This window comes from Mesorhizobium sp. LNJC394B00, assembly GCF_000502555.1.
In the GTDB taxonomy this organism is placed as follows: Bacteria; Pseudomonadota; Alphaproteobacteria; order Rhizobiales; family Rhizobiaceae; genus Mesorhizobium.
Window position 1 is genome coordinate 835,533 of sequence record NZ_AYWH01000002.1, and the last position, 13,857, is coordinate 849,389.

16 protein-coding genes are annotated in these 13,857 nt (G+C 63.5%); 9 read left to right on the top strand and 7 right to left on the bottom strand.

Annotation, left to right across the window (positions count from 1 at the left end; all coding sequences use genetic code 11):
• Positions 1–105: 105 nt before the first annotated feature.
• Positions 106–2,157 carry an elongation factor G gene (locus X751_RS155215; protein ID WP_023744324.1) on the bottom strand — a complete coding sequence of 684 codons (2,052 nt, stop codon included), beginning with the start codon at positions 2,155–2,157 and terminating at the stop codon, positions 106–108.
• 243 nt (positions 2,158–2,400) lie between these two features.
• Complete coding sequence (locus X751_RS155210) at positions 2,401–3,258, bottom strand: alpha/beta hydrolase (RefSeq protein ID WP_023744325.1); 858 nt, start codon at positions 3,256–3,258, stop codon at positions 2,401–2,403.
• Positions 3,259–3,406: 148 nt separating this feature from the next.
• Here X751_RS155210 and X751_RS155205 point away from each other — a divergent pair, with 148 nt between their 5' ends.
• On the top strand, positions 3,407–3,958 hold the full coding sequence (locus tag X751_RS155205; RefSeq protein WP_023744326.1) for an isoprenylcysteine carboxylmethyltransferase family protein: 552 nt from the start codon (positions 3,407–3,409) through the stop codon (positions 3,956–3,958).
• Positions 3,959–4,006: 48 nt separating this feature from the next.
• Positions 4,007–4,402 (top strand): cupin domain-containing protein, encoded by a 396-nt coding sequence (locus tag X751_RS155200; RefSeq protein ID WP_023695758.1) that lies wholly within the window; start codon positions 4,007–4,009, stop codon positions 4,400–4,402.
• A 59-nt stretch (positions 4,403–4,461) separates the two neighbouring features.
• On the opposite strand, the gene X751_RS155195 is transcribed toward X751_RS155200, so the two are convergent.
• Complete coding sequence (locus tag X751_RS155195; RefSeq protein ID WP_023744327.1) at positions 4,462–5,664, bottom strand: pyridoxal phosphate-dependent aminotransferase; 1,203 nt, start codon at positions 5,662–5,664, stop codon at positions 4,462–4,464.
• Positions 5,665–5,939: 275 nt separating this feature from the next.
• On the opposite strand from X751_RS155195, the gene X751_RS155190 reads away from it, so the two are divergent.
• Positions 5,940–6,839 carry an EAL domain-containing protein gene (locus X751_RS155190; RefSeq protein WP_023683766.1) on the top strand — a complete coding sequence of 300 codons (900 nt, stop codon included), beginning with the start codon at positions 5,940–5,942 and terminating at the stop codon, positions 6,837–6,839.
• The gene (locus X751_RS155185; RefSeq protein WP_023713921.1) at positions 6,836–7,696 is read left to right on the top strand and encodes an EAL domain-containing protein; all 861 of its coding nucleotides are present in this window, start codon (positions 6,836–6,838) and stop codon (positions 7,694–7,696) included. Before X751_RS155190 ends, X751_RS155185 begins: the two co-directional genes overlap by 4 nt.
• A 100-nt stretch (positions 7,697–7,796) precedes the next feature.
• Here X751_RS155185 and X751_RS155180 read toward each other — a convergent pair whose 3' ends face one another.
• Together X751_RS155180 and X751_RS155175 are read right to left on the bottom strand one after the other, a co-directional pair.
• Positions 7,797–7,997, bottom strand: a complete 201-nt coding sequence (locus X751_RS155180) for a hypothetical protein (protein WP_023713920.1) — start codon at positions 7,995–7,997, stop codon at positions 7,797–7,799.
• Between the two features lie 230 nt (positions 7,998–8,227).
• Complete coding sequence (locus tag X751_RS155175) at positions 8,228–8,440, bottom strand: cold-shock protein (protein WP_015316174.1); 213 nt, start codon at positions 8,438–8,440, stop codon at positions 8,228–8,230.
• 298 nt (positions 8,441–8,738) lie between these two features.
• Here X751_RS155175 and X751_RS155170 point away from each other — a divergent pair, with 298 nt between their 5' ends.
• Positions 8,739–9,065 (top strand): hypothetical protein, encoded by a 327-nt coding sequence (locus tag X751_RS155170; RefSeq protein ID WP_023713919.1) that lies wholly within the window; start codon positions 8,739–8,741, stop codon positions 9,063–9,065.
• 162 nt (positions 9,066–9,227) lie between these two features.
• Here the strand turns inward: X751_RS155170 and X751_RS155165 are convergent, their stop codons facing one another.
• Complete coding sequence (locus X751_RS155165; protein ID WP_023744328.1) at positions 9,228–9,809, bottom strand: methylated-DNA--[protein]-cysteine S-methyltransferase; 582 nt, start codon at positions 9,807–9,809, stop codon at positions 9,228–9,230.
• A 177-nt stretch (positions 9,810–9,986) separates the two neighbouring features.
• Here X751_RS155165 and X751_RS155160 point away from each other — a divergent pair, with 177 nt between their 5' ends.
• Positions 9,987–10,916 (top strand): lytic transglycosylase domain-containing protein, encoded by a 930-nt coding sequence (locus X751_RS155160; protein ID WP_023744329.1) that lies wholly within the window; start codon positions 9,987–9,989, stop codon positions 10,914–10,916.
• Positions 10,917–10,921: 5 nt separating this feature from the next.
• On the top strand, positions 10,922–11,410 hold the full coding sequence (locus X751_RS155155; RefSeq protein ID WP_023744330.1) for a GNAT family N-acetyltransferase: 489 nt from the start codon (positions 10,922–10,924) through the stop codon (positions 11,408–11,410).
• A 287-nt stretch (positions 11,411–11,697) separates the two neighbouring features.
• Here the strand turns inward: X751_RS155155 and X751_RS155150 are convergent, their stop codons facing one another.
• Positions 11,698–12,036, bottom strand: a complete 339-nt coding sequence (locus tag X751_RS155150) for a hypothetical protein (protein ID WP_023744331.1) — start codon at positions 12,034–12,036, stop codon at positions 11,698–11,700.
• Between the two features lie 329 nt (positions 12,037–12,365).
• Here X751_RS155150 and X751_RS155145 point away from each other — a divergent pair, with 329 nt between their 5' ends.
• Complete coding sequence (locus tag X751_RS155145; protein WP_023744332.1) at positions 12,366–12,917, top strand: DUF4142 domain-containing protein; 552 nt, start codon at positions 12,366–12,368, stop codon at positions 12,915–12,917.
• Positions 12,918–13,217: 300 nt separating this feature from the next.
• Positions 13,218–13,682: a cupin domain-containing protein gene (locus X751_RS155140; protein ID WP_023672418.1), complete on the top strand. Its 465-nt coding sequence runs from the start codon at positions 13,218–13,220 to the stop codon at positions 13,680–13,682.
• Positions 13,683–13,857 lie beyond the last annotated feature (175 nt).

The following is a 13,857-nucleotide window of genomic DNA, read 5'->3' on the forward strand; positions in this document are numbered from 1 at the left end:
ACGTGCGGCGGACCTGCCGTTTTCCTCCCAAGAAGACGGTCCGCAATAAGAGCGGCGTCCGGGTCATCCGGGCGCCGTTTTTTGTGCGGATCATCCTTCGGCCTGTCAGGCAGCCTTGCCGTTGGCGTTCATCGCCTCGTCGGCCAACCGTCCGGTCAGCTCGGCCATGTGATCGAAGGCGCAACGATAGCTGGCGACGCCGGAGGTCGCCGAGCGCAGTTCGATGATCAGGTCGCCGATCTCGGCCTGCGGCATGGTCGCCTCCACGACATCCCATCCCGGCCAGTCAGGCCGCGCGTCGTAGCCAAGGATCTGCCCGCGCCGTTGCGGGATCAGCGCGATGATCTTCGAAGTGGCTTCGGACGGCGTGACGATCTCGACTTTCATGACCGGCTCGAGCAGCACCGGCGAGCAGGCCGCCATGCCTTCCTTCATGGCCAGCTTGGCCGCCATCTGGAAAGCCATGTCGGAGGAATCGACGGCGTGGTAGGAGCCGTCGGAGAGGTTGACGGCGACATCGACGACAGGGAAGCCGAGCGGGCCGGATTTCAGATAATCGCGCACGCCGGTTTCGACCGACTGGATGTAGGTCTTGGGCACGACGCCACCGGTGATGGTGTCCGAGAACTGAAAGCCGGAGCCGCGCGGCAGCGGCTTGATCTCGATCACCACATCGCCGAACTGGCCATGGCCGCCGGACTGCTTCTTGTGGCGGCCGCGCTGCTGCACCGTCTTTCGGATCGTCTCGCGATAGGGGACGGCAGGCGCATGGCCTTCGACCGGAATCTGATTCTTGCCTTCCAGCCGCTCGCGCACGACCCGCAGATGCATCTCGCCATGGCCGGACAGCACGGTCTCGGCCGAGTCCTGGTTGTGGCGCAAGGTGAGCGAGGGATCTTCCTCGGCCAGGCGCTGGATGGCCGCCGACATCTTGACCTCGTCCTTGCGCTCCTTCGGCCGCAGCGCAAAGGCAAAGACCGGCTGCGGCGGCGTCAGCGTGACCAGCGGCTTGATACCGCCCTTCCTGGAGCTCAACGTCTGGCCGGTCTTGACCTCGTCCAGCTTGCCCAACGCCACCGTGTCGCCGCCCTTGGCAGCGGTGAGCTTGGACTGGTCCTTTCCGAGCATCTTGTAGATGCCGGAGACCTTCGCCGTCTCGCCATTCGACAAATAGAGTTCGGCTGCATCGGCGATCTGGCCAGAGAGTACGCGCGACACGGACAGCTTGCCGCCATGCGCGGTGTGGATGGTCTTCATCACCTGGACCACGGTGTGATTGCCGTCGGGGACGCCGAGCCGTTTGCGCGTCGCCTCGACATCCGGTGCATCATGGCGGATCGCCTTCAAAAGGCGCAGCACGCCGTTGCCTTTTTCTGCGGTGCCGATCAGCACCGGCGTTATGGCGCCGGCGCGCAGGTCGGCGGACAGATCGTCGAAGACCGCGTCTTTCGGCGGCTCGATCTCCTCCAGTAACTGCTCCATCAACTGGTCGTCATGGTCGGCAAGCGTCTCCAGCATGGAGAAGCGAGCCTCCAGTTCGCGCGCCTTGTCGTCAGTTGGAATTTCGGCAACCTGGCTTTCGGCATATTCGCGGTAGATGTAGGCGCGCTCCAGCGCCAGGTCGATCGAACCGATCACCACATTGTCCTTGCGCAGCGGGATCTGGCGCAGCAACAGCGGCGCCGCGCTCGTCGGCTGCAGCATCTTCAGCGTGTCGCGTACGCCGGCAATTGCCTTGTCGACCTTGTTGAGGAACAGGATGCGCGGCACGCCGAGATCGTCGAGCTTGCGCATGATGAGCTGCAAGGCTGGGATCTTCTTCTCGTCGGCCTCGGCGACGACCACCGCGAGATCGCAGGCTGCCAGCACCGGCTCGGCCTCGAAGGAGAATTCGATCGATCCGGGACAGTCGACGAAGGTGATCTGCTCGCCCATGAATTCGGTGGTGGCAAAGGTCGCCTCGACGCTCATGGCGTGCGCCCGCGCCTCGGGCGAATGATCGGAAACGGTGCTTCCCGATGAAACGGGATTTTGGCGGGGGATGGCGCCCGTACGGGCGAGGATGGCTTCGAGAAGTGTCGTCTTACCGCTTGCAAAGGGACCGACTATGGCAATGCATTTCGGTCCCGTGCGTCGTCCTCCGGCGCGAGTACCCATGGCTGACCTCCACTCAGGCGTTGCCCTTGGAGTGCGATCAGCAAAAGTGGAAACGGTTTTGCGCCGATCGCACCCTGTCGTGAGCGGCGGCCGGCCTGTTCGACCGTCGCGGGCGGTTTGTTTTCATTTAGCCACCTGCCCAACCCATCGTCCCACGGGTTAGCCGGCAGGGCAAGGAAAATAGAAATCGCGCCGCCGCCAGACGGACGGAGCGAGAGCCGGGGTCAGAACCGCCGGTAGATTTCAGCGGGCCTGGGTGCGGCGCGCCGGCCTGGCTGCGCTTTGCTTCACCACCGTCTCGGCGTAGCGCGACAGCAACGGGTTGAACAGGTCCGGACGTTCCCAGAAGGGCGCATGGCCGGCGCCTGGTATGACATGGCACTGTTCCCACAGCGAGCTGTAGGCGACGGTCTCGAAATAGCTCAGCCGCACCAGCGGATCATGCTCGCCATTGATCACCGCGACGGGGAACGGAGCGTGTTCGACCACCTGTTTCTGGTCGGCGCCCTTGCCGGCAAACATGGAGCGCGCCACGGCGGCGCGAAGCCGGCCGTCGGTGCGCCTGATGGCTTCGCGGAAAGACGGACTGGCGGTGTCGCCGTAGCACAGAGCCTCAAAACGCTCGATGTCGCGTTCGGAGTAGACCTTCTTGGAGGCGAGCAGCATGTCCCAGTTGGCGTGAAAGCCGCGCAGCATGCCAAGCGGCCCCCGCGACACCGGCGGCGCTCCGGTCAGCACCAGGCCGCTGACCGCATGGTGAAAGCTGGCCAGTTCGACCGCCACATGGCCGCCGAGCGACCAGCCGAAGATGATGGCGTGGCCGATGCCCAAAGCGTCGAGAAGCCGGGCTGTGGTCTGGGCAAGGCCGGTAATCGTATAGGCGGTCGCCGGGTCGCGGGCATCGGAGGACTCGCCGTGGCCGGGAAGGTCGAAGGCGATCAGCCGATGGGCGTCGGCAAGCGGGCTATCGAACTGACGGGCAAACACGGCGCGCGAACTGCCCGAGCCATGGATCATGACGATGGGCATGCCGGACCCAGACGACTGGCTGAGGCGCAAGTCGGCCTGCGGCGTGCGGATGGTGCGGTGAGTGATGCTCATGCTGGATTAGACCTTGAGATTTGCCTGACCGCCAACATCGCATCGCTGGCTCTATATGTTCTTTAAACATGTGGTTAAGAAACGATTTCTAAAGAGATAGCCGGCACGAACCTCCGGCTCCATGGCAACCACCCGCGGAATCCCGACAATGGAACCAGTCCTCGATCTTCTTGTCTCGATCTGCAGCATCGCGACGCTTGGCCAGTATGTCTGGTCGATGCGGGCGCATTTCCAATCGCAGGCGATGTCTCCAGGCGCCATGGTGATTTCGGCGGCGGTCATCGCCACGGCGCTGTTCTTTCTCGCCATCCTTTGGATCCAATCGCAGCCGGGTTCGGCAAAGCTCACCGGACTTGCCGTCGAACTGGCGAGCTCTGCCCTGTTCTGGTGGGCGATTGTCACGTCGCGCAAGGCGCGGTTGCGCTTCGCCTTCGCACCCGACGATCCGCACAGCCTGCTGACCGACGGCCCCTACGGCCATGTCCGCCACCCCTTCTATACGTCCTACATCGTCTTCTGGATCGGGTGGGGGATCGCGATCTGGTCGGTCTGGGCGTTGGTGCCGGTCGCCGGGATCGCTATCCTCTATGTGTTTGCGGCGCTGGACGAAGAGAAGAAATTTTCGCGCACGCCGCTGGCCGGAGCCTACGCGGACTATCGCGTACGTGCCGGCCTGTTCTGGCCCCGGCTGGGGTGGTAGCCGGCACCGGGGCAGGGTAGGTTCTGCCAAACTTAGGGGTCACCAGAGATGAAGATCATTGCCTGCGGCAGCGTGCCGACCCTCATCGCACCGGAGAAGTATTTCACTGGCCGCGTGCTGCAGACGCCCATCATCGAGAAGGAAGCGCCGGCGCGGCTGCGGGCCACGCTGGTCAGCTTCGAGCCTGGCGCGCGTACCCACTGGCACACGCATCCGCTCGGCCAAACGCTCTATGTCACGTCGGGCGCCGGCCTTGCGCAGACATGGGGCGGGCCGATCCAGCAGATCAAGGCGGGCGACGTGATCTCGTTCGAGCCGGGCGAGAAGCACTGGCACGGCGCGGGTCCAAAGACGACAATGACCCACGTCGCCATGCAGGAAGCGCTGGACGGCGTCCACGCAGATTGGATGGAAGCGGTCACCAGCGAGCAGTATGGCGGCTGAGGTCTGCTCCTGACAAAAACCCGGCTCGAAGCCGGGTTTCATGTCTCGGTGCCGCCAGTTCAGGTCAGCGATGCCGTGAACCGCTGGATGCGGGTGCAGGCTTCCTCCAGCAGCGTCTCCGACGTGGCGTAGGAGATCCGGAAGTTGGGGCCGAGGCCGAAGGCCGAGCCGAACACCACTGCGACACCCTCGCCTTCGAGCAATTCGGAGCAGAAAGTCTCGTCGGTGTCGATTATCTTGCCGGCTTTGGTCTTCTTGCCAATCAGCTGGGCACAGGACGGGTAGACATAGAAGGCGCCTTCCGGCGACGGGCAGGTTATGCCGCGCGCCTGGTTGAGCATCGACACGACGAGGTCGCGACGGCCCTGAAAGATCGCCTTGTTCCTGGCGACGAAATCCTGCGGGCCGTTGAGCGCCTCGACCGAGGCCCATTGCGCGATGGTGCAGGCGCCCGAGGTCTGCTGGCCCTGGATCATGTCCATCGCCTTGATCAGCTGGACGGGACCCGCGGCATAGCCGATGCGCCAGCCGGTCATGGCGTAGGCTTTCGAGACGCCGTTCATGGTCAGCGTGCGCTCGTAGAGTTTCGGCTCGACCTCGGCGATCGTCCTGAAGACGAAGTCGCCATAGGTCAGGTGTTCGTACATGTCGTCGGTCAGTGTCCAGACATGCAGATGCTTCAAGAGCACGTCGGCCAGCGCGCGCAGCTCGGCTTCCGTGTATGCGGCGCCGGACGGGTTCGACGGCGAGTTCATCAACAGCCATTTGGTCTTCGGCGTGATCGCCTTTTCCAGCACGGCGGGAGTCAGCTTGAAACCATTGTCGATCGAAGTATCGGCGAACACCGAGGTGCCGCCGCAGATCGCCACCATTTCGGGATAGCTGACCCAATAGGGGCGGGGGATGATGACCTCGTCGCCTGGGTTCAGCGTCGCCATGAAGGCGTTGAACAGGATCTGCTTGCCGCCGGTGCCGACAATGGTCTGCTCGGGCTTGTAGTCGAGATTGTTCTCGCGCTTGAATTTTTTCGCGATCGCCTCGCGCAGCGGCGCGATGCCCGAAACCGGCGGGTACTTGGTCTCGCCGCGGCGGATCGCCTCGATCGCCGCATTCTTGATGTTGTCGGGCGTGTCGAAATCCGGTTCGCCGGCGCCGAGGCCGATAATGTCGCGGCCGGCATTTTTCAGCTCGCGGGCTTTCTGCGTCACCGCGATGGTGGCGGAAGGCTTTACGCGGGCAAGGGCGTCGGCAAGAAAGGCCATGGCCAGATATCTCCAGAGGGGTCGGCGCAACCGCAAACAGCTGCGGCGCCTCTCATGTCGCATCGACCCGGCAAGTGCAAGCATTGTCGGATGCGCCAGGGTCAAGGACCCGTGGAGATCGGCTTTTTGGAGCGCGTGCATGACGGTTTCACTCTGCGTTGCGGGCTCTGCAATCGACGCCTATCCCCCGGCAAGACTAAATTCATCAACGGCCGCTAAAACCTTTGACGGCAGGATCGCCAGCCATTTCGCCTGTCTCGCGGAGCGAGGGACCCTTGTCGCGCAGCACCGGGCTTGCCCACATCATCCGTCACGATGACGGCACCGCTTCAGGTGTCTGGGGTCCCTACACGCTGCAGAGCGCCTTTCAGCCGATCTTCGCCTTCAAGGACGGCAAGCTCTCGATCGCAGCGTTCGAGGGGCTGATCCGGCCGTTTCGTGACGGCGAGCCGCAATCGCCGATGAACTTCTTCCGCACCTGTCCGGCCGGCGACCGCCTGCATATCGAGGCGCTGACGCGCACGCTGCATTTGCTCAATGCCGGCGCCTGCCTGCCGCAAGAGGCTTCGATCTTCGTCAATTTCGATCCGTCGGTGTTTACCGAGCGCTCCATCGCCGACAACGCGTTGCGCGACATGCGGCTGGTGCTGCACGAAGCCGGGATCGATCCGCGCCGCATCGTGTGCGAGGTGACCGAGCAGAAGTCGGCGTCGCAGGAAACGCTCTACAGCTTTGTCGAGGCGCTGCGGGCCAATGGCTTTCGCATTGCCGTCGACGATTACGGCGCCGATGAATCCGACATCAACCGCATCAAGGAGCTCAAGCCCGACATCGTCAAATTCGATGCGCACTGGATCACGCAGCTCATGGAATCCGGCGCCGGCTTTGCCCTGCTGACTGCCATGGTGACGAACTTCGAACTACAGGGCATCCGCACGGTGTTCGAAGGCATCGAGGAAGGCTGGCAGCTTGAACTAGCCGAGAAATCCGGCGCATCGATGGTGCAGGGCTTTGTGCTGGCAAAGCCGGAACTGGCGCCGACCAGCTTTCGCGCTTTCGGCAAGGATACGCAGCCGTCTGTCGCGGCGGCCGAGCCTGGCAAGACGCCTGCCGGCCCGACTGCAGCGCCTCCGGCGCGGCCGGGCAGGGTGTTCGGGCGCAGGACCGGGCCATGACCGGGCAGCGCGAGAGGCGTCGCGATATCGGCGAAGCGATCTTTGCCGACGAGGTCGGCATCGAATATGGCGTCTATGGCGCGTTCCGGCTGAAGAGCGCCTACCAGCCGATCTTTGCGCCACGCGGTGGCGCGTTGGCCGCGGTTGCCGTCGAGGCGCTGATCGAACCGCAGCGCGCTTCCATGCCGGTTGCACCGGCCATGTTCTTCGACAGCGTCGCGCCGGGCGACCGCCTGTTTGTCGAGACGATGTGCCGGATGCTGCATCTGAAAAACTTCCGCAACATCGGCGTCGACGGGCTCGACCTGTTCTTCAATTACAATCCGATGATCAACGATCATCTCGGGCGGGCGCTGGCCGAGATCCGGCTGATGACGCGGCATCTCGGCGATCTCGACCTGCATGCCGCCATGCTGGTCTGCGAGATCACCGAACAGGCGGCCGACGATAATGTGCTGGCCCCGCTGGCGCGCGAGATGCGGCGCCACGGCATCCGCATCGCCATCGACGATTTCGGCACCGGCCACTCGACCGCGGAGCGGATGAACCTGCTCCAGCCGGATATCGTGAAGATCGACGGCGGCTGGTTCGCCGAATTCTGCCGCCACGCTGCCGCCGAGCGCTTCTTCCGGCCGCTCGTCTCGTCGCTACACGATCGCGGCGCCAAGGTGCTGGTCGAAGGCATCGAGCAATCCGTGCATCTGCGCGTCGCGCTGGATGGCGGCGTCGACCTGCTACAGGGGTTCCATCTCGGCCGCCCGGCGCTGGCCGGCACGATCTTCAACCGGGAGCCGCTGTCGATCGAGGCGCTGCTTGGCGCCGACAACAAGGTGGTGCCGCTGCATCTGCGGCGCTGATTTGTGCTCGCGCTTGCCGCCGCTTCGCGGCTCGTTCCGGACCGGACGCCAACGGGCGCGATGCCCGGTTGGGCTTGCGGCCTTCGGCCGTAGCGCGCATTCAAAGAGGGCGAACTCGGCCCGCGTGAAGTTCAGCCAAAGCCTGCTCGGCAAACTTATCCAGCCGGCCAGCCTTGGCGTCCGCCTCGATCTGCATATCCCACACCTCTGCCTGATACGCTGCGAACCATTTGGTAAAGGCCTTTAGTTCTTTGGTCTTCAGGGCTGCGATGGATCTTTCAATCTGTTCGAGCTTGGTCATGGGGCGAAACTAGCATGGCCATCGTCCAATTCCAGACAAACAAAAAGGCGGGATAAATCCCGCCTTCCCATTTTCGGTAGCCTGATCGGAGCTTTAAGTCCGGGCCGGCAGCTATCTGCTGATCCAGCTTGTCGGGTCTTTCTGCTCCAGCGCGCTTCTCGCGCGACCGTCAGTACATCCGTGACTCGCCGCGCGCCCCGAACTCTCGTCCGGCGCGCGCTATCGCAAAATCAGGCTGCCTTGCTCAGAGAACCAGCGGACGACTTGCCTGTGCGGCGGTCCTGCTCGATCTCGAAGTTGATTTTCTGGCCTTCGACCAGGGTCGACAGTCCAGCGCGCTCGACAGCGGAGATGTGAACGAAAACGTCCGCACCGCCCGAATCAGGCTGAATGAAGCCGAAGCCCTTGGTGGCATTGAACCACTTGACCGTACCAGTTGCCATATGAATAGTCCTCGCATTTGCTTTGGTTTGACCGAACCGAGGTTCAGCCGGTTTGTATCGAGATTTTGGAGATAGACGTCAGCAAACGCGAAGATCGCGAGGCCCGGATCGATCGGCCGAAATATCAATGGAGCTGATATAGGCGGGTTTCGCACCAAAAACAAGATGGCTCGAAAAATGGCGTTGCGGTGGCGCCGCCCAAAGGCCGCCCCAATCGCATGAAAGCGTCGAGCAATCGGGAAGATCGGGACGCCCGACGGCGTTAGTCCGGTTTTGGGAGACTGTCATGAAAACGGTTGTGAAAACCATTCTGCTTGCCGCCTGCCTGACGCTGGCGGCCGCCGAGGCGCAGGCGATCTCGCGCTACGACCCCACTCGTATGAGCTGCGACAGGGTGCAAGGCACGATCGCCCGCCGGGGCGCGGTCATCCTGCGCTATCAGTCCAGGCGCGTGCCGGGGCTGCCGCTCTTCGACCGCTATGTGCAGAGCCAGCAATTCTGCAATATCGGCGAGGTCAGGAAGCGCGCCTATGTACCGAGCGCCGATACCGAGTCCTGCCCGGTCTATCTCTGCAAGCGGGTCGAGAACGACCATTTTCACCGCCGCTTCCTGCGCCGTCATTAGGCATATTGATATTCAGGTGAGGCCGGCCTGCGAACGATGGTCTTCTGCGCGTCCGGTGCCCACGTACATTAAGTACGCTCCGCTCCGGTTCTCGAAGACCATAGTTCTCGGTGCGGCCTGACCTGAATCTCAACATACCCAGCCGGCATACCATTCAAGCTCTTAGAACCCGAACGAGACCTGCGCCGCCGGCGGCGGGCCGACGCGCACGCCTTCCATGGCCAGCATCTTTGCCTTGGTGGCCGAGCCGCCGGGCGCCGAGAAGCCGCCGATCTTGCCGCCCGCGGCTAGTATCCGATGGCAGGGGATGACCAGCGGCACCGGGTTGGCGCCCAGCGCTGCCCCGGTTTCGCGCGGCAGGCCGGCTTGGCCGGCGCGCTTGGCCAGTTCGCCATAGGTGGTGGTTTCGCCGTAATGCAGTTTCCGCGCCGCGTCGTAGATGGCGAGACGGAAGTCGTCGACGCCGTCGAGATCGACCGGCACGCCGGAGAAATCGACGTCCTCGCCTGACGCATACGCCTTGATCGAGGCGATCAGCTCGACCACCCATTGCGGCTGCCCAATGTTCGCAGTCGTATTGGCGGCAACACCGGCATGCCGCATCAGCCGGCGCTCCACTGCTTCGCGGCTCCTTTCGGGCAGGCAGAGCCGGATCAGGCCCTTTTCGCTCCAGGCGATGCCCATGAAGCCGATCACTGTTTCTAACACTGCGTGGCCGGCTGTGATCGAAGATGCCGTTTCCATGATGCGCTCCTTTCCGCAAAGCGGCGAAAACCGGGATACCGACCGGTACATATGCAGAACAATATGGCATCTGAGCCCGGCTCTCGCCACCCGAAAACCACCAGATGGTCCCGATTGCCCACCAGGAATCGCTGGTGTAAGGACTTCTTAACAACCGACAAATCGGACCCGCGCGGCTTGCCAGCAAAATTCAACCTTTTCGCGATCTCTGTGATCGTCGGCGCAGCTGCCCTCAGCGGCTGCCAATCGACCTCGCAGATGAAGGCCACGCCTGCGCTGACCGAAACCGCGACCGCTGCCGGCAGCGATGCCGGCTTTACCGTGCCGCTGCCCGATACGGTTTCGGTGCTGCCGCAATCCTCGGGCATAACACCCGTTCAGTCGGCCGAAGCGACGCCGGGCACGCCAGCGCTCGATGCCGCTGCGCAGCCGGTTGCCGCGACCGCGGCCTTTGCCGGCGCGACGCCCACGGCCCCGGCCGTGCCTGCGGTGATGGCCGCCAATGCTTGGCAGGCGCCTGCGCCCGCCAAGGCCGGACAGCCGGTCGCGGCGCAATATACGACCGCCAGCCTTGTCATGCCGGCGACCGCCAAGGGCGGCCAGAACGCCATGCCCGGCGTGCAGCAGGTAGCCTATGTCGTGCCGCAGAACCCTGCTTCCCTGGGCCAGTTCCCCGCCGCGCCCCTCGGTCTCCCGGAAGAAGAGCATGCGACCGGCATGCGCGGCGACGTCGACCGGCTGATCCAGAAATACGCTGCTCTCTACGAGGTGCCGGTCGATCTGGTGCGCCACGTCGTCAACCGCGAAAGCACCTACAATCCCAAGGCTTACAATAACGGCCATTGGGGGCTGATGCAGATCAAGCACGCGACGGCGCGCGGCATGGGCTATGACGGGCCGGCCAAGGGCTTGTTCGACGCCGAAACCAATCTGAAATACGCGGTCAAATATCTGCGTGGCGCCTGGCTGGTGGCGGGTGGCAACGCCAAGAAGGCCGATTGGCTCTACCAGACCGGCTATTATTTCGACGCCAAGCGCAAAGGCCTGCTCGAGGCCACCGGCCTCGGTGTCGACCGCAAGCGCCGCCGGCTGCAGCCCGACGCCTGAGCGCGATGCCTGAACCGCGCCCGCCGGCTCCAAACGACATCCGGCTGCGCAAAATCCTCGACGAGACGCTCGTTGCACCGCACTGGCCGGCCGGCTTTACCATGCGCTGCTTCGAACATGGTGACGCGCAGCCCTTGCATGCGCTTTTGACCGAGGTGTTCGACGACGGCACCGACGGCCCGTTCGACGAATGGTGGCCGCGCATATCCAGCGATGCCGAATTCGACCCGGCGCTGTGTTTCCTGGTCATCGACGCCAAGGGACGGCTGGCGGCGGCAGCGCTGTGCTGGACGAGGGCCTTCGTCAAGGACCTCGCGGTCCATCCCGGAGCGCGCGGCAAAGGAATTGGCGAAGCGCTGATGTGGCAGGCCTTCAACGCCTTTCGCGATCGAGGCGCGGCCCATGTCGACCTCAAGACCAACACGGTCGAGAACGCCGCCGCGCTCCGGCTCTACGAGCGGCTGGGAATGATGCCTGTCGCCTGGGAAGGGTAAGGGCTTTTTTCTTGCCGCAATTCCCTGGGGAAAACGCTACGCGCTTTTCCCGGGAAAACCGGTTCCCACCTTTCCTGGAATTGCTCGAGCGCTGTTGAAAACCTCCGGATTGTGAACTGCTTCACATTGGCCGCCGCAACCGGATGCTACCTCACCATCCATGCCTTTCGACCGATGGCGGATCGACGACTGGCAGATGTGGAGGGGCTGCACCGGCATGTGTTCAGCCGCTCCTTGGCGGGTCCCAGGCGGGGGTTTGGGGCCCGCCAGTCGTTTTACGGTCGCCCTCAGATATCGGGCGCATTGCCGATCTTCTTTTTGAGCTCAATCGCCCAGGCGCGGCCCTCGTCGCCGCCCCACAACAGCCAGGCGATATGGCCGGCCGAAGGATTGTCTTCATTGCCGTAATTCTTGCCGCGCTTGTCGACCTCGTGGCGGGCGAAGTAGCTGACCATGCGGCGGATGGTGGATGGCGCCAGCTTTTCGCGGTTCTTGAGTTCCGTCCCCCGCGCGACGCCGATCTCGGTGCCGCCACGGCCGAACTGCTTGCGCAGCCTCAACCCCTTGGCGGCATTGTCGGCCACCACTTGCGGGCAGCGCAGATCGATCTCTTCATCCTCTTGCATGTGTCTCCCCAGCTCCGGAAGCCTAGCCTGCGGACCCAATGCGGGAAAAGCAACCGGTTCCCAATGCCGCGCCGTCCATCAGGACCAGGATCCGCGCGCCATCGGCGCGTGCGAGATCCTGTGGAACCTTATGGATGTCACGCCTGAGGTCGGCCGAACTGGACCGAACAGCTGCAATATGGCGAGGCGTGCTGTCCTGAGGTTTGTCCGCCAGGGGCTCGGGACGGCTCTTCGGCAGATGGTCGCTGACGAATAGTTCTCCGGACGCAACCCTGCCGCCAATGCCGCGTTTGATTAGCCGAGGGAAATTTTCAAATCGGAGACCTCAGATGAAAACGCTTCTCACCATTGCCGCCGTCGCCTTGTTCGCCGGTGCCCCTGCCGCCTTTGCGGCCAACTCGACTGCGGTCGCGCCTGCCTTGGCCGCCAGCAAGGTCGATACCCCAACCTTCGTCAAGACCGTGCCTAGCTCCAACGAATTCGAAATCCAGTCGAGCAAGCTCGCGGAGGAGAAATCCAAGGCGGCTGACGTGAAGAAATTCGCCAAGCAGATGGTCAAGGACCACACCAAAGCCGGCAAGGAGTTCAAGGCGGCGCTGAGCCAGGGCCAGACCACCGGTTCGACCAAAGCCGCGGGACCGGCCCTGCAGCCGAAGGAGCAGGCAATGCTCGACGAGTTGAAGAGCGCAAGCGGCAAGGATTTTGACGCCAAGTACATCCAGATGCAGACGGACGCGCACAAGGAGGCCGTTGCCCTGTTCAGCAGCTATGCCAACTCGGGCGACGACCCGGCGATGAAGGAATTCGCCAAGAAGACGCTGCCGACGCTGCAGATGCACGAGAAGCACGTGAAGGAACTCGCGGCCGCGCATCAGGGTTGAGGGTTGGTGACTGGCCAGCAATAGCATTCTACGGCGCCCCCTCTGTCCTGCCGGACATCTCCCCCACGAGTGGGGAGATCAGCAGCGTCGGCGCCGTGCTTTTCTTGCGACGGTGAAAATTGGCGAAGGCTGAGGCGACAGCCAATCTCCCTTCTTGTGGGGGAGATCTCCGGCAGGACAGAGGGGGCGCCGTAGAGTGCGACGGCCGATGCCTGCCGTTGGCAAGGCATTGCGGCAAAGTGGCTCTGTGGCTGCGCCGGCAGTGACATACACTGCCGCCACCAATTCAATGGAGCTCCCATGCCCAAGATCGACCTGTCCACCGTGCCTGTCCGCAAGGGCTCCGGCTACCCCGCGCCCTTCGACGCCCCTTGCGCCGAGCGCACACGCCACCGCCTCGGCGATGCCGGCGGCCTCACCGATTTCGGCGTCAACCTGATGACATTGCCATCAGGCGGCTGGTCCAGCCAGCGCCACTGGCACAGCCATGAGGACGAGCTCGTCTATGTGCTGGAAGGCGAACTGGTGCTGGTCGAGGATGGCGGCGAGACGCTGCTCAAGGCCGGCGACTGCGCGACCTTTGCCAAGAACAGCGGCAACGGCCACCACATGATCAACCGCTCGTCCACAACGGCGCGCTATCTCGAAGTCGGCTCGCGCAATCCGGATGATCTCATCACTTGCTCCGACATCGACATGATGAGCCCGAGTTCGGATGGCAGGTTCCTGCACAAGGACGGCATGCCCTATCCGGGGCAGGGGTGAAGGCTGGACTATGGTTCGGCGCTGGCGTTCGCTGGGCGGGGGGATAAGCTCCTCACAATCAAAGGTGGCGCAGGCCCCCTCATCCGACCGCTTCGCGGCCACCTTCTCCCCACTGGGGAGAAGAGGGAAGCGCTGGCGCTGACCGGCTCCTCTCCCCTCGGGGAGAGGTCAGCCG